Here is a 19,357-nt window from a genome sequence, read left to right on the forward strand (position 1 = left end):
AACTTCGCAGCGCGTGTGCCCACGGTCGAGGTCGCGGACCTCAAGGACGGCGACTTCCTGCTGGACGTCCGCGAGGACGACGAATGGGAGGCGGGCCACGCGGCCGGCGCCCTGCACATCCCGATCAGCGAGTTCGTGGCCCGCTACGGCGAGCTCACCGAGGCGGCCCCCCAGGACGCCCGCGTGCACGTCATCTGCCGCTCCGGCGGCCGCTCGGCCCAGGTCACCATGTACCTGGTCCAGCAGGGCATCGACGCCGTGAACGTGGACGGCGGCATGCAGGTGTGGCAGGCAGCGGGCCGTGAGGTCGTGACGGAGACCGGCGAGTCGGGGTTCGTGGTCTGAGAAGGCCGTGCCGAAGCGCCCCTGCAGGGGCGCGGGGAACGGCGCGACCCGCCCCGTCCGGCCCGCGGATCACATACGACCGAGCGCTCCCTTTCCCATGCCCTACCCCAGTGGATGCGCGGCGAGCAGATCCCCCAACGCCTCCTCATGGAGCCCGGCCGCCCCGAGCGCCAGCTCGATCTGCTTCGCCCACGCGTGATACCGGTGCAGGGCGTACTCCGTGTCGGCGCCGAACCCCCCGTGCAGGTGCTGCGCGGTCTGCACCACCCGCCGCACCCCCTCGGCCGCCCAGATCTTCGCCACCGCCACGTCCCCGGCGGCCGGCAGCGCCCCGGACGCGCCCGACGCGATCCGCCACGCCGCCTGCCACAGGGTCGCCTCCATGGCCCGCAGGTCGATGTACCGGTCGGCGGCCTGCACGGCCACCGCCTGGAACGTGGCGATCGGATACCCGAACTGCTCCCGCTTCCCGGCGTACTCGCCGGTCATCCGCAGCACCCGCTCACCCATGCCGAGCGCCAGCGCACACGTCCCGGTCACCAGCAGCTGCCGCAGCCACTCCCAGGCCCCCTCCGCCGTCACCACGTCCCGCCCCGCGACCCGCGCCGACGCCAGCCGCAGCTCCCCGAGCCGCTCACCGCTGGTCGACACCTGCTCGGCGACCGTGACCCCGGCCGCGGCCCCCTCGCCGCCCGGTGCCACCAGCGCCAGCACGCTCCGGTCCGACTCGGTGCGCGCCGGTACGACGACGAGGCCGGCGTCGTACGCCCACGGCACCGCCGTCTGCACCCCGTCCAGCACCCAGGTGCCGCCGTCCCGCCGCGCGGTCACCGCCAGTTCGGCGGGGTCGTGCCCGGTGCGTCCGCTCGCGGCGACGGTCAGCACCGGTTCGCCCCGCCCCGCCCGCGCCGCCAGCCGGTCCCGCAACTCCGCCGTCCCGTACTTCTGCACGGCCGCCAGGGCCGCGCTGTGCTCCAGCAGCGGCACCCTGGCCAGCACCTTCGCCGACTCGCGCAGCACCAGGCAGAGCGCGATGGCGTCCAGACCGGCGCCGCCGTACTCCTCGCCCAGCAGCAGACTCAGCAGATCCGCGCCCGCCAGCCTGTCCCACAGTTCCCGGTCGAAGCCCTCGGCCACGGCACCGGTGGTCAGCGCCGGGCTCGGCACCGCGTCCGGCGCCACCCCGGCGAACACCCCGCGCGCCGCCTCGGCCGCCGCCAACTGCTCCTCGGTGAAGGTGAAGTCCACGGTTCTGTCCTCCCGGCGGGTCCCCGCTGATCTGACGGTCCGTCAAGATAGAACAGGTTCTAGAAGAAGGGAACCCAAAACCCCTGCGGTCACCAGCTCTTCCCGTCGTAGGCTGACGGCCGCTGTCCGCCGATGGGGGACGGACACACGAGGGAGGACACATGGGGATCCGCAGCCTGACCCGTACCGAGGCCGAACGCCGGGCCGCACTGATCACGGTCGAGCGGTACGACGTGGACATCGACCTCACCGCACTCCCCGACGGAACGGAGCTCCGCTGCGTCTCCACGGTCACCTTCAGCTGCTCCGAGCCGGGTGCGGAGACCTTCGTCGACTGTGCGGCCGAGGTCCGCGCCGCCACCCTGAACGGCAGCCCCCTCACCCCCTCCGGCGACGGCCGGATCCCGCTGCCCGGCCTCGCCGCGCACAACGTGCTGCGCGTCGAGAGCGTCCAGGCCGACACCGTCGCCGGTGAGGGCGTGCACAAGGCCACCGACCCCGCCGACGGCGAGGTGTACGTGTGGACGAGCTTCGAGCCCGACGAGGCCCGGTTCGTCTGGGCCTGCTTCGACCAGCCCGACCTCAAGGCCCCGCACGCCTTCACCGTCACGGCCCCGGCCGCCTGGACCGTCCTCAGCAACTCCGGTGACCCGCGGATCGAGGAGCAGGGCGCGGCCCGCCGCTGGAGCTTCCCGGACACCCCGCCGCTGTCCGTGTACAACACCGTCGTCAACGCCGGCCCCTTCCACGGGATCCGCCGCGAGGCCGACGGCCACGACCTCGGCATCTACGCCCGCCGCTCGCTCGCCGAGATCCTGGAACGCGACGCCGACGAAATCTTCACCCTCACCCGCCAGGGCCTCGCCTTCTACGCCGAGGCCTTCGCGATGCCCTTCCCGCAGCGCAAGTACGACCAGGTCTTCATGCCCGAGTTCGGCGGCGCGATGGAGAACTACGGCTGCGTGACCTGGTCGGACTCCTTCCTGCGGCGGGCCGAGCCGACGCCCGCCGAGCGCGAGCTGCTCGCGGTGGTGCTGCTGCACGAGATGGCGCACATGTGGTTCGGCAACATCGTCACCATGCGCTGGTGGGACGACCTCTGGCTGAACGAGGCCTTCGCCGAGTTCGCCTGCCACTGGGCCGCCGAGGGCGCCACCCGCTACACCGACGCCTGGGCGGGCCACCTGCTGGGCGGCAAGGTCAGGGCGTACCTCTCCGACCAGGGCCCTGTCTCGCACCCCATCCACCAGCCCATCCACGACGTGGCCCAGGCCGCGTCGATCTTCGACAACATCACCTACCCCAAGGGCGCCTCCGTTCTCCTCCAGCTGATGACCTACGTCGGCGAGGACCGCTTCCGCACCGGCATGGCCGCCTACTTCGCCCGGCACGCCTGGGGCACCACCACCCTCCAGGACCTGATCGACGCCCTCGCCGAGGCCAGTGGCCGCGACCTGACCGGCTGGCGCAAGGCCTGGCTGGAGAGCGCCGGCACCGACCGCTTCACGCTGGAGCACGACGGCGACACCGTCACGCTGCTCGCCGACGGCAGCCCGCGCCCCCAGGTCCTCGCGGTCGGCGCGTACGACCGCGCGGGCGACGCCCTGGAACGCACCGCGCTGGTCCGCGTCGAGGTCACCGAGGCCCGCACCCCGGTCACCGGCCTTCCCGCCACGTCCGACCTCCTTCTGGTCAACGACGACGACCTCACCTTCGCCACCACCCGCCCGGACCCCGCCGCCCGGGATGCCCTCTTCCGCGCGGCGGGCCGGCTGCCCACCGCCATCTCCCGGGGCGTGGCCGCCACCACGGTCTGGGACATGCTCACGTCCGGCGAGGCCACGGCGGCCGAGGCCGGCCACTGCCTCACCGCGGTCCTCGCGGCCGAGACGTCCGACGCCGTGATCGAGCCCTACCTGACCCTCGTCACCAACATCGCCGAACTCTGGGCCCCGCCCGCCGAACGCCCCGCGCTGACCGTGGCCGTGGCCGCGGCCTGCCGGCAGCTCGCCGCCGATCCGGGCCGTCGCCGGGTCGCCCTGCGCGGCCTCGCCCGCACCGCGACCGGCGCCGAGGACCTGGCCTGGCTCCGCGAGCAGGCCGGCGACGACGTCGACCTGCGCTGGCGTGCCCTCGTCCGCGAGGCCGAACTCGGCGGCGACGTCAGCGCCGAGTCCGCCGCCCTGCTCGAACGCGACACCGACCCCGACGCCTGGGTCCGCGCCCTCACCGTCCGGGCCGCCCTGCCCGACCCGGCCGCGAAGGCCGAGGTCTGGCAGCGGCTGGTCATGGACCGCGAGGTGCCCGTCGCGGCGGTCTCCCAGGTGGCGGCCGCCTTCTGGCGCCCCGGCCAGGACGCCCTGCTCGCCCCCTACGCCGAGCGCTACCTGGCCGCGGTCCCCGAACTGCACCAGGGCGGCATGATCCCGGCGATGACCTACGCCTCCCATCTCTTCCCGCCGTACGCCGTCGATGCCGCGTACCTGGAGAAGGCCCGTCGGGCGGCCCGGGAAGCCGCCCCCGTCGTCCGCAACACCCTCCTGGAACGCGCGGACGCCGTCCGCCGCATGCTCGGCGCCCGGGTCGCGAACGCCTGACCCCGGGCGGGGAGGCCCGGTCGGCGAAGGCCGGCCGGGGTCCCGTCCGATCGTTCGGTTCCGGTCGATCCCATGGTCGCCGTGCCCGTGCCGACGATCAACCCCTGTGGAAAACCTCGGGCGGGACCTGTGGAAAACTCGCGGAAGCGTGGCTGGTGGGCACCCTGGGGCACTGTGTGACCTGGGGTGATATCGAGCTGTGGGCTCGGATGCCCTGGATCGGAAGGATCGACGGCCGAGCCCGGAGTGGCGCCGGAGTGGTCCCGGAGTGGTCCCGGAGTGGTGATGGCCACGCCGTCGGCCTGGTCCCCGGGGCTGCGCCCGGTGGCCGGTGCTGAGTACCGTTCCGTGCGAGTGCCGGGCAGCGGCACACCGGGCGGCGCCCGATCGGCGGCCGCCCGGACGACGCGGCGGAATCGGGGAACGGGGCGGCATGGACGACGCGTACGACGAGGGCGTGGACGCCCGGCACGGGCCGGACGCCCCGAGCGGGACGCGTGCGGAGCCGGAGCCCGCCCCACCGGCCCGCCCGGCCCCCGGCCCCCCGGCCCTGCCGGCAGAGACCGGTGCCCTCCCGCGGACCGGCGTCGCCGCCCTGTCCCCCCGCTACCAGGTCGGCGCGGCCCTCGCCCTCGCCCTGGTCGCGGTCACCGCCTGTGTGCACCTCGGGATGGTGTTCCTGAGCCTGGCACCGGCGAACACGGTGACCAAGCAGCACGGCAAGGCGATCGAGGGCTGGGTGTACCCGGAGTTCGAACAGAACTGGAAGCTGTTCGCGCCGAACCCGCTGCAGCAGAACATCGCCGTTCAGGTCCGCGCCGACGTGCTGCTGCCGGACGGCACCACGACCACCACCGGCTGGAACGACCTGTCCGCACAGGACGGCCGGGCCATCGACGGCAGCCTGGTGCCCAGCCACACCGTGCAGAACGAGCTGCGCCGGGCCTGGGACTTCTTCACCTCCACACACGGCGCCGACAACCGGCCGATCGGCCTGCGCGGCTCCCTGTCCGAGCAGTACCTGCGGCGGATCGTCGTGATGCGTATGTACAAGGGGGACGCCACGAGCCGGAAGGGCACCATCGAGCGCGTGCAGGTCCGCTCCAGCACCACCAACGTGACCCCGCCGAAGTGGAGCGGAGAGAAGGTCTCCGACACGCCCGTCTACCGGGTGCTGCCCTGGTGGACGGTCACGGCGGACGAAGCGAACGGCGGTGTGCGGTGAACCGTCTCGCCCTCTGCCTGTCCCGCGCCATCGCCCGGGTCACCGAGGCGGCGCTCGGCCCGTACCAGACGGCCGTCGTCCGCATCGGCTTCGCCGCCACCTGGCTGCTGTTCCTGCTGCGCGAGTACCCGCACCGCCAGGAACTGTACGGTCCGCACGGCACCTGGAGCTTCGACCTCGCCCAGCAGCTGACCGCCGACAACCACGCCTTCACGGCGCTGCTGGCCTCCGACAGCCAGGCCTTCTTCGAGGTCTTCTACTTCCTCGCCGTCGTCGCGAGTGCCCTGCTGCTGGTGGGCTGGCGGACCCGGGCCATGTCCCTGTTCTTCATGATCGGCGTGCTGTCCCTGCAGAACCGCAGCGTCTTCGTGGGCGACGGCGGCGACAACGTGCTGCATCTGATGTCCTTCTACCTGGTGTTCACGCGCTGCGGCCAGGTGTGGTCCCTGGACGCGCGCCGGGCGGCCCGCGTGAGCGCCGCACGCGCGCGTGGCGAACGCGTGGCCCCCGACGTGGCGGGCCCCGTCCTGTGGGCGGTGTCGGGTCTCGTCCTGCTCGCCGCGGCCCTCACCGGCCGCACCGGCGGCGGCTGGCTGGTCCCGGCCGTGCTGTGGGCGACCTGGGCGGGCACCGCCCTGTGGTGGGCGGCCGGCCGCCGGGGGCGCACGTCCGAGCCCCGGATCCTGCTCGACGTCGTCGCGAACATCCTGCACAACGGCGCACTGTTCGTGATCATGGCCGAGGCCTGCCTGATCTACGCCACCGCCGGCTGGTACAAGATCCAGGGCTCCCGCTGGCAGGACGGCACCGCCGTCTACTACCCGCTCCACCTGGACTACTTCTCGCCCTGGCCGGCCCTCGCCGACCTGCTGTCCGCCAACGGCACGATGGTGATGCTGGTGACCTACGGGACGGTCATCGTGCAGGTCGCCTTCCCGTTCACGCTGTTCAACCGGCGGGTCAAGAACGTGCTGCTGGCCGTGATGATGACCGAGCACGCGGTGATCGCGGTCGTCCTCGGCCTGCCCTTCTTCTCGCTGGCCATGATCGCGGCGGACTCCGTCTTCCTGCCGACTCCCTTCCTGCACCGGATCGGCGGCTGGGCGGCACGCGCGCGTGACCGTGTTCTCCGCCGGACCGGCCCCGAGCTGCCCGCGCAACGGTTCCCGGAGGCCGACGAACAGCCCCGCGTAGGCTTCGGGGCATGACCGACCCCCTGGACCACTGGGCGCGGCTGGCCGGCTCGGCAGTACTCCTCGACGGCTTCCACGCCCTCAAGCACGCGCTGCGCTTCGGCGCGCAGGTGCCGGTGGCGGTCACGGCGGACCGGGCGGCGGCGCTGGCCCTCGCCGAGGAGCTGGCGCCGGACGTCCGGGAGGCGCTGGCCGGGTTGCTGACGGAGGTGCCCGCGCAGACGTACGCGTCCCTCGTCCCGCGCCCGCACCCCACGGCCGTGGCCGCCCTGGCCGTACGGCCGTCCCGCGAGGCCAACCTGCGCGAGCTGGCCCGCGTCCCGCGCACGGCCCCGGTCGTGGTCCTCGACGAGCCGCGCAACCTGGGCAACGCGGGTGCGGTGATCCGCCTCGCGGCGGGCTTCGGGGCGACCGGCGTCATCACGACCGGCCCCCTCGACCCCTGGCACCCGACGGTCGTCCGCGGCGGCGCGGGCCTCCACTTCGCGACGGCGGTGGAACGGATGGCTGTGGCCGAGCTGCCGGAGGGCCCGCTGTACGCGCTCGACCCGGAGGGCGAGGACATCCGCGCGGTGAAGCTCCCCGACGACGCGATCCTCGCCTTCGGTTCCGAGCGGACGGGACTCTCGGCCGACCTCCGCGCGCGAGCCGACCACTTGCTGCGACTGCCGATGCGTCCGCAGGTGAGCAGCTACAACCTGGCAACGAGCGTGGCGATGACCTTGTACCACTGGAGCGCTTTGTAAGGGGGCTGGACCGAGGCGCCGCTCAGGGGCGCGGGGAACTGCGTGACCAGCCCCGACGGCGCCGCACCCGTCCAACGGTCGTCCGCTACCAAGGCGGGTACCGTTGCGGCGGCCAAAGAAGTCGCCGAGTCGGCGACAGCCAGGACGGGTGGCTGCCGCTGACGTCGGCCGGTCGCGCGCCCCGCGCGCCTACGCCTCCCTGCGCACCTCGATCACCCGGAACCGGTTCGCCACGAACGCCCCGTCGCACAGTGCGGCGTTCGCCGCCGGGTTGCCGCCCGAGCCGTGGAAGTCGGAGAAGGCGGCCGTCTGGTTGACGTACACCCCGCCCACCAGGTTCAGCGACAGCTGGGCCGCCTCCTCCAGGCAGACCTCCTCCACCGCGCTCTCCACGTCGGCGTCGACCGTGTACGCGCCGACCGTCATCGCGCCCTTGTCGCGGACCGTCCGCCGCAGCAGCTCCACGGCGTCGGTGGCGGAGTCGACGGCGACGGCGAAGGACACCGGGCCGAAGCACTCGTTCATGTAGGCGGCCTCGTCGTCCGGCTTGGCGCCGTCCAGCTTGACGATCACCGGTGTGCGCACGACCGCGCCCGGGAACTCGGGGTTGGCGATCTCGCGGGAGGCGAGGGCGACCTCGCCGAGTCCGGCGGCGGCCTCCAGGCGGGCCTTGACGTCGGGGTTGACGATGGCGCCGAGCAGGGCGTTCGCGCGGGCGTCGTCGCCGAGCAGACCGTCGACCGCGCGGGCGATGTCGGCGACCACCTCGTCGTACGTCCTGGGGCCCTCGTCGGTGCGGATGCCGTCGCGGGGGATCAGCAGGTTCTGCGGGGTGGTGCACATCTGGCCGCTGTAGAGGGAGAGCGAGAAGGCCAGGTTGGACAGCATGCCCTTGTAGTTGTCGGTCGACTCGACCAGGACCGTGTTGACGCCGGCCTTCTCGGTGTACACCTGTGCCTGCCGGGCGTTGGCCTCCAGCCAGTCGCCGAAGGCGGTCGAGCCGGTGTAGTCGATGATCTTGATTTCGGGGCGGGTCGCGAGCGTCTTGGCGATGCCCTCGCCGGGGTGTTCCGTCGTCAGCGCCACCAGGTTCGGGTCGAAGCCGGCCTCGGTGAGGACCTGGCGGGCGACCTGCACGGTGAGGGCGAGCGGCAGCACCGCGCGCGGGTGCGGCTTCACGAGGACCGCGTTGCCGGTGGCGAGGGAGGCGAACAGGCCCGGGTAGCCGTTCCAGGTCGGGAACGTGTTGCAGCCGATGACCAGCGCGATGCCGCGCGGGACCGGCTTGAACGTCTTCGTCAGCGCGAGCGGGTCGCGCTTGCCCTGCGGCTTGCTCCACTCGGCGGTGTCGGGGGTGCGGACCTGCTCCGCGTAGGCGTAGGCCACCGCCTCCAGACCGCGGTCCTGGGCGTGCGGGCCGCCCGCCTGGAACGCCATCATGAAGGCCTGGCCGCTGGTGTGCATGACTGCGTGCGCGAACTCGTGGGTCCGGTCGCTGATCCGCTTGAGGATCTCCAGGCACACCACCGCGCGCGCCTCCGCGCCGGCGTCGCGCCACGCGCGCTGCCCGGCCCGCATCGCCGGCAGCAGTGTGTCGACGTCGGCATGCGGGTAGGTCACGCCCAGCTCGATGCCGTACGGGGAGACCTCGCCGCCGGTCCAGTCGTCGGTGCCGGGCTGGCCGAGGTCGATGCGGCTGCCGAGGAGGGCGTCGAAGGCGGCCTTGCCCGCGGCCGCGTCCAGGCTGCCGTGCTCGCCGTAGGCCTTGGGGTGCTCGGGGTGGGGGGACCAGTACGCACGCGTGCGGATCGCCTCCAGCGCCTGGTCAAGCGTGGGCCGGTGCTTGGCGATCAGCTCGTGCACGGTGAGTTCGGCGGTCATGCGGGACCAACTCCTCGTCTGATGAGCTTCCCCTTGAAGCTCATGACCTGGGCGGAAACGGCCGGACAGAGTTAGAGTAACCGAACGATCGGTCGGGACAAGGGGGCCTGCCGCATCTGTGGAAAACCCCGTGCGGGAGGATCGCGCACATGACAGCACTCGACCTCAGCAGCACCGTGGGAGTCGTCGGCACCGGCACCATGGGCCAGGGCATCGCCCAGGTCGCACTCGTCGCGGGCCATCCCGTCCGGCTGTACGACGCCGTCCCCGGGCGGGCCGGGGAGGCGGCCGCGGCGATCGTCGCCCGCCTCGACCGGCTCGTCGAGAAGGACCGGATGACGGCCGCCGCCCGGGACGCCGCCCGCGCCCGGCTGCTGCCCGCCGGCGAACTCACCGAGTTCGCCGACTGCACGCTGGTCCTGGAGGCCGTGCTGGAGCGGCTGGAGGCCAAGCAGGAGCTGTTCCGGGCCCTGGAGGACATCGTCGGCGAGGACTGCCTGCTCGCCACCAACACCTCCTCCCTGTCGGTGACCGCCATCGGCGGCGCCCTGCGCAGCGCCTCCCGCCTGGTCGGCCTGCACTTCTTCAACCCGGCCCCGCTGCTGCCGCTGGTGGAGGTCGTCTCCGGGTACGCCACCGACGTCACGTCGGCCACGCGCGCGTACGAGACCGCCCGCTCCTGGGGCAAGACGCCGGTCGCCTGCGCGGACACCCCCGGCTTCATCGTCAACCGCATCGCGCGGCCCTTCTACGCCGAGGCGTTCGCGGTCCACGAGGCGCAGGCCGCGGACCCGGCCACCATCGACGCGGTGCTGCGCGAGTGCGGCGGCTTCCGGATGGGCGCCTTCGAACTCACCGACCTGATCGGCCAGGACGTCAACGAGTCCGTCACCCACTCCGTGTGGCAGGCGTTCTTCCAGGACGTCAGGTTCGCCCCCTCGCTGGCCCAGCGCCGGCTGGTCGAGTCCGGCAGGCTCGGCCGCAAGACCGGGCACGGCTGGTACGACTACGCGGACGACGCCGAGCCCGTCGAGCCGCACACCGCCGAGCCCGCCGACCGCCCCGCCTACGTCGTCGCCGAGGGCACCCTGGGCCCCGCGGCCGAGCTGCTCGCGATGATCCGCGAGGCCGGCATCCAGGTCCGCGAGGAGGACGAGGACCACGGCACCCGCCTGGTCCTGCCCAGCGGCGGCCAGCTGGTCCTCGCCGACGGCCAGACCTCGGTGGAGTTCCGGGACGTCGTCTACTTCGACCTCGCCCTCGACTACCGCCGCGCCACCCGCATCGCCCTGTCCGCGGGCCACGACACCCTGCCCCAGACCCTCGGCGAGGCCGTCGGCCTCTTCCAGGCGCTCGGCAAGCAGGTCAGCGTCATCGGCGATGTGCCCGGCATGATCGTCGCCCGCACGGTGGCCCGGGTCATCGACCTCGCGCACGACGCCGTCGCCAAGGGCGTCGCCACCGAGGAGGACATCGACACCGCGATGCGCCTGGGCGTCAACTACCCGCTCGGCCCCTTCGAGTGGAGCCGCCGCCTGGGCCGCGACTTCGCCTACGACCTCCTCGACGACCTGCACCTGCGCGATCCGAGTGGCCGCTACGCGCCCTCCCTCGCGCTCTACCGCCACGCCTACGCCACCGAGAAGCGGGAGGGCGCCTCATGACCACCGCCAAGCGCGACACCTACACCCCCGAGACCCTGCTCTCGGTGGCCGTCCAGGTCTTCAACGAGCGCGGCTACGACGGCACCTCCATGGAGCACCTCTCCAAGGCGGCCGGCATCTCCAAGTCGTCGATCTACCACCACGTCGCCGGCAAGGAGGAGCTGCTGCGCCGCGCGGTCAGCCGGGCCCTGGACGGCCTGTTCGGGATCCTCGACGAGGAGCACGCGCGCGTGGGCCCCGCCGCCGACCGCCTGGAACACGTCGTACGCCGCATGGTCGAGGTGCTGATCACCGAACTGCCGTACGTGACGCTGCTGCTGCGGGTGCGTGGCAACACCGGCACCGAACGGTGGGCGCTGGAGCGGCGCCGGGACTTCGACCACCGGGTGGCCGACCTGCTGAAGGCGGCCGCCGCCGAGGGCGACATACGCGGTGACGTCGAGGTGCGCCTCGCCACCCGGCTGGTCTTCGGCATGGTCAACTCGATCGTGGAGTGGTACCGCCCGGACGGCCGCGGCGCGAGCGAGCGCGAGGTCTGCGACGCGGTCGTCCGGCTGGTCTTCTCCGGCCTGCGCGCACACTGACGCCAGTTGTCCTCAGCCGCCCTCAGCCGTCCTCCGGCTCCAGGTCCTCCTCCTCGAACACCAGCAGCGTGCGGGTGCTGAGCACCTCGGGGATGGCCTGGAGCCGGGTCAGCACCAGCTCGCGCAGCGCCCGGTTGTCGGGCGTGTGCACCAGGAGCAGGACGTCGAAGTCCCCGCCCACCAGGGCGATGTGGGAGGCGCCGGGCAGCTGCCGCAGCTGCTCGCGCACGGTCCGCCAGCTGTTCTGGACGATCTTCAGCGTGATGTACGCCGAGGTGCCCTGGCCGGCCCGCTCATGGTCCACCCGCGCGCCGAAACCGCGGATCACCCCGTCCTCGACCAGCCGGTTGATACGCGCGTAGGCGTTGGCGCGCGAGACATGGACGCGTTCGGCGACCGACCGTATCGACGCCCGGCCGTCCGCCTGCAGGATCTGCAGGATGTCCTGATCAATGGCGTCCAGCGGGCGAGCGGGCGGCAGCGCGGCGCGGTCCTGCGGGCCCTCGGCCATTTGTTCAGGTGCCATGTCCCCCCGCCTCCCTACCATGGACGTACTGCGTTCATTCCAGGTTGTGGAGAACCGTTTGTCCACAGCCTGGAGGTGCCTGTAGCCAAAATGTGCCGACGACCGAACAATCGGTAGGTGGGACGGGTCACAGGCGACCCGTCTCCCGTAGCCACCCCCACAAGGAGGTGCCGTCATGACGGTCATGGAGCAGCGCGGCGCATACCGCCCGTCGCCGCCGCCCGCCTGGCAGCCCCGGACGGACCCCGCGCCGCTGCTGCCCGACGAGCGCCCGTACCGCGTCCTCGGGACGGAGTCGGCCGCCAAGGCCGACCCGGAGCTGCTGCGCCGGCTGTACACCCAGCTCGTGCGCGGCCGCAGGTACAACGCACAGGCGACCGCCCTCACCAAGCAGGGCCGCCTCGCCGTCTATCCCTCCAGCACCGGCCAGGAGGCCTGCGAGGTCGCCGCCGCGCTCGCCCTCGAAGAGCGCGACTGGCTCTTCCCCAGCTACCGCGACACCCTCGCGGTGATCGCCCGGGGCGTGGACCCCGTCGAGGCGCTCACCCTGCTGCGCGGCGACTGGCACACCGGCTACGACCCCTACGCGCACCGGGTGGCCCCGCTCTCCACCCCCCTCGCCACCCAGCTCCCGCACGCCGTCGGACTCGCCCACGCGGCCCGCCTCAAGGGCGACGACGTGGTCGCGCTCGCCATGGTCGGCGACGGCGGCACCAGCGAGGGCGACTTCCACGAGGCGCTGAACTTCGCCGCCGTCTGGCAGGCCCCGGTGGTCTTCCTGGTCCAGAACAACGGCTTCGCCATCTCCGTCCCGCTCGCCAAGCAGACCGCCGCGCCCTCCCTGGCCCACAAGGCCGTCGGATACGGCATGCCGGGCCGCCTGGTCGACGGCAACGACGCGGCCGCCGTGCACGAGGTCCTCGCCGACGCCGTGCGGCACGCGCGCGAGGGCGGCGGCCCGACCCTGGTCGAGGCGGTCACCTACCGGATCGAGGCCCACACCAACGCCGACGACGCCACCCGCTACCGCGGCGACACCGAGGTCGACGCCTGGCGCGACCACGACCCGATCCTCCTGCTGGAGCGCGAGCTGACCGACCGCGGCCTGCTCGACGAGGACACCGTCCGGCGCGCCCGCGAGGACGCCGAGACCATGGCCGCCGACCTGCGCGAGCGCATGAACCGCGACCCCGAGCTCGACCCCATGCACCTCTTCGACCAGGTGTACGCCGAGACCACCACACAGCTGCGCGAACAGCGCGCCCTGCTCCGCGCCGAGCTGGAGGCCGAGCAGCAGGACGGCCAGGAAGGCGGGCCGCGATGACGACCGTCGCCGTCAAGCCCGCCACCATGGCGCAGGCGCTCACGCGCGCGCTGCGGGACGCCATGGCCGCCGACCCCGCCGTGCACGTCATGGGCGAGGACGTCGGCACCCTCGGCGGGGTCTTCCGGGTCACCGACGGCCTCGCCAAGGAGTTCGGCGAGGCCCGCTGCACCGACACCCCCCTCGCGGAGGCCGGCATCCTCGGCACCGCCGTCGGCATGGCCATGTACGGGCTGCGCCCGGTCGTGGAGATGCAGTTCGACGCCTTCGCCTACCCCGCCTTCGAGCAACTCATCAGCCATGTCTCGCGGATGCGCAACCGCACCCGCGGCCGGATGCCCCTCCCGATCACCGTCCGCGTCCCCTACGGCGGCGGCATCGGCGGCGTCGAGCACCACAGCGACTCCTCCGAGGCCTACTACATGGCCACCCCCGGCCTGTACGTCGTCACCCCCGCCACCGTCGCTGACGCCTACGGCCTGCTGCGCCGGGCCATCGCCTCCGACGACCCGGTCGTCTTCCTCGAACCCAAGCGCCTCTACTGGTCGAAGGACACCTGGAACCCCGAGCACCCGACGGACGTTGAACCCATCGGCCGCGCGGTGGTGCGCCGAACCGGGCGCAGCGCCACGCTCATCACCTACGGCCCGTCCGTACCGGTCTGCCTCGAAGCCGCCGAGGCCGCCCAGGCGGAGGGCTGGGACCTGGAAGTCGTCGACCTGCGCTCCCTGGTGCCGTTCGACGACGAGACGGTCTGCGCCTCCGTGCGGCGCACCGGGCGAGCGGTCGTCGTACACGAGTCGGGCGGGTTCGGCGGACCGGGAGGGGAGATCGCGGCACGCGTGACCGAGCGCTGCTTCCACCACCTGGAGGCGCCGGTGCTGCGTGTGGCCGGGTTCGACATTCCCTACCCGCCGCCGATGCTGGAGCGTCACCACCTGCCCGGCGTCGACCGCATCCTGGACGCGGTGGCGCGTCTGCAGTGGGAGGCCGAGGGCTGATGGCACAGGTGCTGGAGTTCAAACTGCCCGACCTCGGGGAGGGGCTCACCGAGGCGGTGATCGTCACCTGGCTGGTCCAGGTCGGCGAGGTCGTCGCGATCGACCAGCCGGTCGTCGAGGTCGAGACGGCCAAGGCGATGGTCGAGGTCCCCTGCCCCTACGGCGGTGTGGTCACCGCCCGCTTCGGCGAGGAGGGCGCCGAACTGCCCGTCGGCGCCCCGCTCCTGACGGTCGCCGTCGGCGAGGCCACCACCGTCCCCGAGGCGGAGGGCTCCGGCAACGTCCTGGTGGGATACGGCACGGGAACGCCTCCGGCGCGCCGCCGCCGGGTCCGCAACGCCGCCCCGGAGCGGGCCAACGGCACGGCCGACCGGGGCACCGCCCCGCAACCGCCGCCGCACGCCGCCGTCGTGGAAGCGGCCCCGGCCCTGCATGCGCACGTGCCCGCACCGCCCGCGCTGCTCACCGAGGGCCCCGTCCCGGTGATCTCCCCGCTGGTCCGCCGCCTCGCCCGGGACAACGACCTGGACCTGCGCCGGCTCTCCGGCTCCGGTCCCGACGGCCTGATCCTGCGCGCCGACGTCGAGGACGCCCTGCGGGTCAGCGCGGCCCGCGCCGCCGCCCCCGCCCCCAAGACCGCGCCCACCACCCCGAACGCCCCCGCCGGGACCCGCACACCCCTCAAGGGCATCCGGGGCGCCGTCGCCGACAAGCTCTCCCGCAGCCGCCGGGAGATTCCCGACGCGACCTGCTGGGTGGACGCCGACGCGACCGAGCTGATGCGCGCCCGCACCGCGATGAACGCGGCGGCGGGCCCGAGGATCTCCCTCCTCGCGCTCCTCGCCCGGATCTGCACCGCGGCCCTGGCCCGCCACCCCGAGCTGAACTCCTACGTCGACGTCGAGGCCCGCGAGATCGTCCAGCTGGACCACGTCCATCTGGGCTTCGCCGCCCAGACCGACCGGGGCCTGGTCGTCCCCGTCGTCCGCGACGCCCACACCCGCGACGCGGTGTCCCTGACCGCGGAGTTCGCCCGCCTGACCGAGTCGGCCCACGCCGGCACCCTCACCCCCACGGACCTCACCGGCGGCACCTTCACCCTCAACAACTACGGGGTCTTCGGCGTCGACGGCTCCACCCCGATCATCAACCACCCCGAGGCGGCGATGCTCGGCGTGGGCCGCATCACCCCGAAGCCCTGGGTCCACGAAGGCGAGTTGGCGGTCCGCCAGGTTGTCCAGCTGTCGCTGACCTTCGACCACCGGGTCTGCGACGGCGGCACAGCGGGAGGGTTCCTGAGGTACGTGGCCGACTGTGTGGAACAGCCGACGGTACTTCTCAGGACACTTTGAGCACCCCTACCTGAAGGGGCGCTGGGGGTACCCCCGGCCGAAGGCCGGGGGCGGAACTGCGCGATCAACCACGAACGACCCGCAGTCGCGCACGGACGATCCGCCCCCGCCCCTCGGGCGCCCATCCGCAACCACACCCTGCAGATCCCACGCCTCCCATCGGTTCCCCGTGATCAGAACGCCCCCCATACTCGAAAGGTGACCGCCACCGACCCCTCGCCCTACGACGCGATCGTGCTGGCCGGCGGCGCCGCAAGGCGCCTCGGCGGAACCGACAAGCCCTCCGTCCGAGTGGGCGGCCGCCCCCTCCTCGACCGCGTCCTCGCGGCCTGCGCCGGCGCAGGCCGCACCGTCGTCGTCGCGGCCCCCCGGCCCACCTCCCGCCCGGTCCACTGGACCCGCGAGGACCCCCCGGGCGGCGGCCCGGTCGCCGCCCTCGACGCCGGCCTGCGTCACACCACCGCCGCCTGCACGGTCGTACTCTCCGCAGACCTCCCGTTCCTCGAAGAGGCAACCGTGGACCGCCTGTTGTCGGCCCTGCACACCACCGGCGCGGACGGCGCCCTGCTCACCGACGCCGACGGCCGGGACCAGCCCCTGGTCGCGGCCTACCGCACCGCCGCACTCCGCCGCGCTCTCCCGGCCCTGGCCGGGGACGGTGGCACCGGCCTCACCGGCCTCCCCCTGCGGCGCCTGACCGCCGCACTGAACCTCACCCGCGTCCCGGACCCCCTCGCGTCCTTCGACTGCGACACCTGGGACGACATCGCCGACGCCAGGGCACGCATCAGGGAGCATGGGCACGTGTTGGACGAATGGATCTCCGCAGTCAAGGACGAACTGGGCATCGACCTGGACGTCGACATCCGCCTTCTGCTCGACCTGGCCAGGGACGCCGCGCACGGCGTGGACCGCCCGGCCGCCCCGCTGACCACCTTCCTCGTCGGCTACGCGGCCGCACAGGGCAAGGGCGGCCCCGAGGCGGTCGCCGAGGCGGCCCACAAGGCCGCCGCACTGGCCCAGCGCTGGGCGGAAGAGGCGGATGCCGCCACCCAGAAGCCGGGCACTGCCAAGCCGGGCATTGCCAAGCCCGCCACCGGCAACCCCGTCACCGACGGCCCGGGCTCCGGCAGCCCCGCCCCCGGGCCCGGCCGGTGACCGCCCCCGGCACCCGGTCCGGCACCCCCGCCGCCGCGGACACCGACGACGATCTCGACGTCGAGGAGGCGCTCGCCCTCGTGAGAGAGCCCAGAGAGCCCCGGCAGGACGCGACCGCAGCGCCCACCCCCCACGGCGAGCACGCCCACGGCGGCCACTCGGCCCACCGCCACCGCGCCACCCCCTGGCCCCAGGCCCGCGAGACCGCCGCCCGCGCCGCCCGAGCCGCCGCCCGGTCCGGAACCCGCCGCGCCCCCGTCTCCGTACCGCTGGCCGACGCTCTCGGCCTGACCCTCGCCGCCCCGCTGGACGCCCTCACCGACCTGCCCTCCTTCGACACCTCCGCGATGGACGGCTGGGCGGTCGCCGGCCCCGGACCCTGGGACGTCCGCGAGAAAGGCGTGCTGGCCGGACACGCGCAGCCCGAGCCGCTCACCGACGGCGAAGCGGTCCGTATCGCCACCGGCGCCCGGATCCCGGCGGACACCACCGCCGTGCTGCGCAGCGAGCACGGCCGTCTCGACGCCCAGGGCCGGCTGCACCCCACCCGTGAGGTGGTCCACGGCCAGGACATCCGCCCGCGCGGCCAGGAGTGCCGCAGCGGCGACCAGTTGCTGCCCGTCGGCACCCTGGTCACCCCGGCCGTCCTCGGCCTCGCCGCGGCCGCCGGATACGACACCGTCACCGTCGTCCCCCGTCCCCGCGCCGAAGTCCTGATCCTGGGCGACGAGTTGCTCACCGAAGGACTCCCGCACGACGGACTCATCCGGGACGCGCTCGGCCCGATGCTGCCGCCCTGGCTGCGCGCGCTCGGTGCCGAGGTCACCGCCGTACGCCGGCTCGGCGACGACGCCAAGGCCCTGTACAAGGCGCTCAGTTCCTCGACGGCCGAACTCGTGGTCACCACGGGCGGCACCGCCGCCGGCCCGGTCGACCACATCCACCCCACCCTGGAACGCATCGGCGCCGAACTCCTCGTCGACGGCGTCAAGGTGCGCCCCGGCCACCCCATGCTGCTGGCCCGCACCAAGGAGAACCAGCACCTCGTCGGCCTCCCCGGCAACCCCCTCGCCGCCGTCTCCGGCCTGCTCACCCTCGCCGAACCCCTGCTGCGCACCCTCGCTGCCCACCCGGCCCCCGAGCCGTACACCCTGCCCCTGGCGGAGGCGACGCACGGGCACCCGTACGACACCCGGCTCATCCCGGTCGTGCTGCGCGGCGACACCGCGGTCCCGCTGCACTACAACGGCCCGGCGATGCTCCGGGGCATCGCCGCCGCCGACGCGCTCGCGATCGTGGCGCCGGGCGGAGCACGGCAGGGCGAGGAGACGGAACTCCTTGACCTGCCCTGGGCGGCCGCGGGCATCGGAGTGTGTTTCACGTGAAACTTCCGGGCCATGACGCCATCGCCCGCCAGGCGGACGAACACCTGGTGACCCATCGGGTGAAACTCCCGACGAAAGTGGTGGAGCGCCCGATCCGCCAGGTCGCCAAACGGCTGTCCATGGCCCTGCTGGTGCTGGTCGCCACCGCGTTGATCGTCTACGCCGACCGGGACGGCTACACCGACAACTCCGACCGCTCGGTCGACCTGCTCGACGCCTTCTACTACGCGACCGTCACCCTCTCCACCACCGGCTACGGCGACATCACCCCTGTCAGCGACAGTGCGCGGCTCACCAACATCTTCGTCATCACGCCCCTGCGGGTGCTGTTCCTGATCATCCTGGTCGGCACCACGCTCGAAGTCCTCACCGAACGCACCCGGGAGGAGTGGCGCCTGAACCGCTGGAGGTCCGCTTTGCGGGATCACACCGTCGTCGTCGGGTTCGGGACGAAGGGGCGGTCGGCGATCCAGACCGTCTGTGCGACCGGGCTGAAGAAGGAGCAGGTGGTCGTGGTCGACCCGAGCTCCAATGTGATCGAGGCGGCCACCGCCGACGGATACGCGGGGGTCATGGGCGACGCGACCCGCAGCGAGGTGCTGAAGCGGGCCGAGGTGCACCGGGCGCGGCAGATCATCATCGCGACCCAGCGCGACGACACGGCCGTGCTGGTGACCCTGACGGCCCGGCAGCTCAACAAGACCGCGAAGATCGTGGCGGCGGTCCGCGAGGAGGAGAACGCGCCGCTGCTCAAGCAGTCCGGCGCCGATGCCGTCATCACCAGCGCCAGCGCCGCCGGGCGGCTGCTCGGGCTGTCGGTGCTCAGCCCGGCCGCCGGCATGGTCATAGAGGATCTCATCCAGCAGGGCAGCGGCCTTGACCTGGTGGAACGCCCGGCGGTCAAGGCCGAGGTCGGCAAGACGCCGCGCGAGACGGCGGACCTGGTGGTGAGCGTCGTACGCGGACACCGGGTGCTCGGGTACGACGATCCGGCCGTTGGCACCATCGAGCCGGCGGACCGGCTGATCACGATCGTGCGGGCCTCGCCGGGCAGCCGGGTCGCACCGGACGTACGGCCGCTGCCCCGCGCCTGACCGGGCGAGCCGCCGGTGACGTCACCGGCGGGGT

16 protein-coding genes are annotated in these 19,357 nt (G+C 73.2%); 13 read left to right on the forward strand and 3 right to left on the reverse strand.

The features are described from left to right. Window positions 1–15: 15 nt before the first annotated feature. On the forward strand, window positions 16–345 hold the full coding sequence (locus tag ACFZB3_RS31095; RefSeq protein WP_391381452.1) for a rhodanese-like domain-containing protein: 330 nt from the start codon (window positions 16–18) through the stop codon (window positions 343–345). 102 nt (window positions 346–447) lie between these two features. On the opposite strand, the gene ACFZB3_RS31100 is transcribed toward ACFZB3_RS31095, so the two are convergent. Further along, window positions 448–1,593: an acyl-CoA dehydrogenase family protein gene (locus ACFZB3_RS31100; RefSeq protein ID WP_391381080.1), complete on the reverse strand. Its 1,146-nt coding sequence runs from the start codon at window positions 1,591–1,593 to the stop codon at window positions 448–450. Window positions 1,594–1,754: 161 nt separating this feature from the next. Here ACFZB3_RS31100 and pepN point away from each other — a divergent pair, with 161 nt between their 5' ends. The 4 genes from pepN to ACFZB3_RS31120 all read left to right on the forward strand — a co-directional run bounded on the left by pepN (window position 1,755) and on the right by ACFZB3_RS31120 (window position 7,354). Further along, window positions 1,755–4,190, forward strand: a complete 2,436-nt coding sequence (pepN, locus tag ACFZB3_RS31105) for an aminopeptidase N (RefSeq protein WP_391381082.1) — start codon at window positions 1,755–1,757, stop codon at window positions 4,188–4,190. A gap of 433 nt (window positions 4,191–4,623) precedes the next feature. After that, window positions 4,624–5,415: a DUF5819 family protein gene (locus tag ACFZB3_RS31110; protein WP_391381084.1), complete on the forward strand. Its 792-nt coding sequence runs from the start codon at window positions 4,624–4,626 to the stop codon at window positions 5,413–5,415. Then, the gene (locus ACFZB3_RS31115; RefSeq protein ID WP_391381086.1) at window positions 5,412–6,623 is read left to right on the forward strand and encodes an HTTM domain-containing protein; all 1,212 of its coding nucleotides are present in this window, start codon (window positions 5,412–5,414) and stop codon (window positions 6,621–6,623) included. Before ACFZB3_RS31110 ends, ACFZB3_RS31115 begins: the two co-directional genes overlap by 4 nt. After that, a complete protein-coding gene (locus ACFZB3_RS31120) occupies window positions 6,620–7,354 on the forward strand; it encodes a TrmH family RNA methyltransferase (protein ID WP_391381089.1) in 735 nt (244 codons plus the stop codon). The genes ACFZB3_RS31115 and ACFZB3_RS31120 overlap by 4 nt, the downstream gene beginning before the upstream one ends. Before the next feature lie 189 nt (window positions 7,355–7,543). Here ACFZB3_RS31120 and paaN read toward each other — a convergent pair whose 3' ends face one another. Next, window positions 7,544–9,235, reverse strand: coding sequence for a phenylacetic acid degradation protein PaaN (gene paaN, locus ACFZB3_RS31125; protein ID WP_391381091.1), 1,692 nt, complete (start codon window positions 9,233–9,235; stop codon window positions 7,544–7,546). A gap of 149 nt (window positions 9,236–9,384) precedes the next feature. On the opposite strand from paaN, the gene ACFZB3_RS31130 reads away from it, so the two are divergent. Next, window positions 9,385–10,899 carry a 3-hydroxyacyl-CoA dehydrogenase gene (locus ACFZB3_RS31130; protein ID WP_391381093.1) on the forward strand — a complete coding sequence of 505 codons (1,515 nt, stop codon included), beginning with the start codon at window positions 9,385–9,387 and terminating at the stop codon, window positions 10,897–10,899. Then, window positions 10,896–11,483: a TetR family transcriptional regulator gene (locus tag ACFZB3_RS31135; RefSeq protein ID WP_391381095.1), complete on the forward strand. Its 588-nt coding sequence runs from the start codon at window positions 10,896–10,898 to the stop codon at window positions 11,481–11,483. Before ACFZB3_RS31130 ends, ACFZB3_RS31135 begins: the two co-directional genes overlap by 4 nt. A 22-nt stretch (window positions 11,484–11,505) precedes the next feature. On the opposite strand, the gene ACFZB3_RS31140 is transcribed toward ACFZB3_RS31135, so the two are convergent. Beyond that, window positions 11,506–12,009, reverse strand: coding sequence for an Lrp/AsnC family transcriptional regulator (locus ACFZB3_RS31140; RefSeq protein ID WP_390045569.1), 504 nt, complete (start codon window positions 12,007–12,009; stop codon window positions 11,506–11,508). A gap of 175 nt (window positions 12,010–12,184) precedes the next feature. On the opposite strand from ACFZB3_RS31140, the gene pdhA reads away from it, so the two are divergent. The 6 genes from pdhA to ACFZB3_RS31170 all read left to right on the forward strand — a co-directional run bounded on the left by pdhA (window position 12,185) and on the right by ACFZB3_RS31170 (window position 19,323). Beyond that, window positions 12,185–13,333: a pyruvate dehydrogenase (acetyl-transferring) E1 component subunit alpha gene (gene pdhA, locus ACFZB3_RS31145; protein WP_391381099.1), complete on the forward strand. Its 1,149-nt coding sequence runs from the start codon at window positions 12,185–12,187 to the stop codon at window positions 13,331–13,333. Next, window positions 13,330–14,334, forward strand: coding sequence for a transketolase C-terminal domain-containing protein (locus ACFZB3_RS31150; RefSeq protein WP_391381101.1), 1,005 nt, complete (start codon window positions 13,330–13,332; stop codon window positions 14,332–14,334). The genes pdhA and ACFZB3_RS31150 overlap by 4 nt, the downstream gene beginning before the upstream one ends. Next, window positions 14,334–15,686, forward strand: coding sequence for a 2-oxo acid dehydrogenase subunit E2 (locus ACFZB3_RS31155; RefSeq protein ID WP_391381103.1), 1,353 nt, complete (start codon window positions 14,334–14,336; stop codon window positions 15,684–15,686). The genes ACFZB3_RS31150 and ACFZB3_RS31155 overlap by 1 nt, the downstream gene beginning before the upstream one ends. Before the next feature lie 198 nt (window positions 15,687–15,884). Next, window positions 15,885–16,844: an NTP transferase domain-containing protein gene (locus tag ACFZB3_RS31160; RefSeq protein ID WP_391381106.1), complete on the forward strand. Its 960-nt coding sequence runs from the start codon at window positions 15,885–15,887 to the stop codon at window positions 16,842–16,844. Next, entirely contained in the window at window positions 16,841–18,229 is a 1,389-nt protein-coding gene (locus ACFZB3_RS31165) for a molybdopterin-binding protein (protein ID WP_391381108.1), read from the forward strand. Before ACFZB3_RS31160 ends, ACFZB3_RS31165 begins: the two co-directional genes overlap by 4 nt. Continuing rightward, the gene (locus ACFZB3_RS31170; RefSeq protein ID WP_391381110.1) at window positions 18,226–19,323 is read left to right on the forward strand and encodes an NAD-binding protein; all 1,098 of its coding nucleotides are present in this window, start codon (window positions 18,226–18,228) and stop codon (window positions 19,321–19,323) included. Before ACFZB3_RS31165 ends, ACFZB3_RS31170 begins: the two co-directional genes overlap by 4 nt. The last annotated feature ends 34 nt before the right edge of the window (window positions 19,324–19,357 follow it).

It is taken from the genome of Streptomyces sp. NPDC008092, assembly GCF_042957285.1.
Classification (GTDB): Bacteria; Actinomycetota; Actinomycetes; order Streptomycetales; family Streptomycetaceae; genus Streptomyces.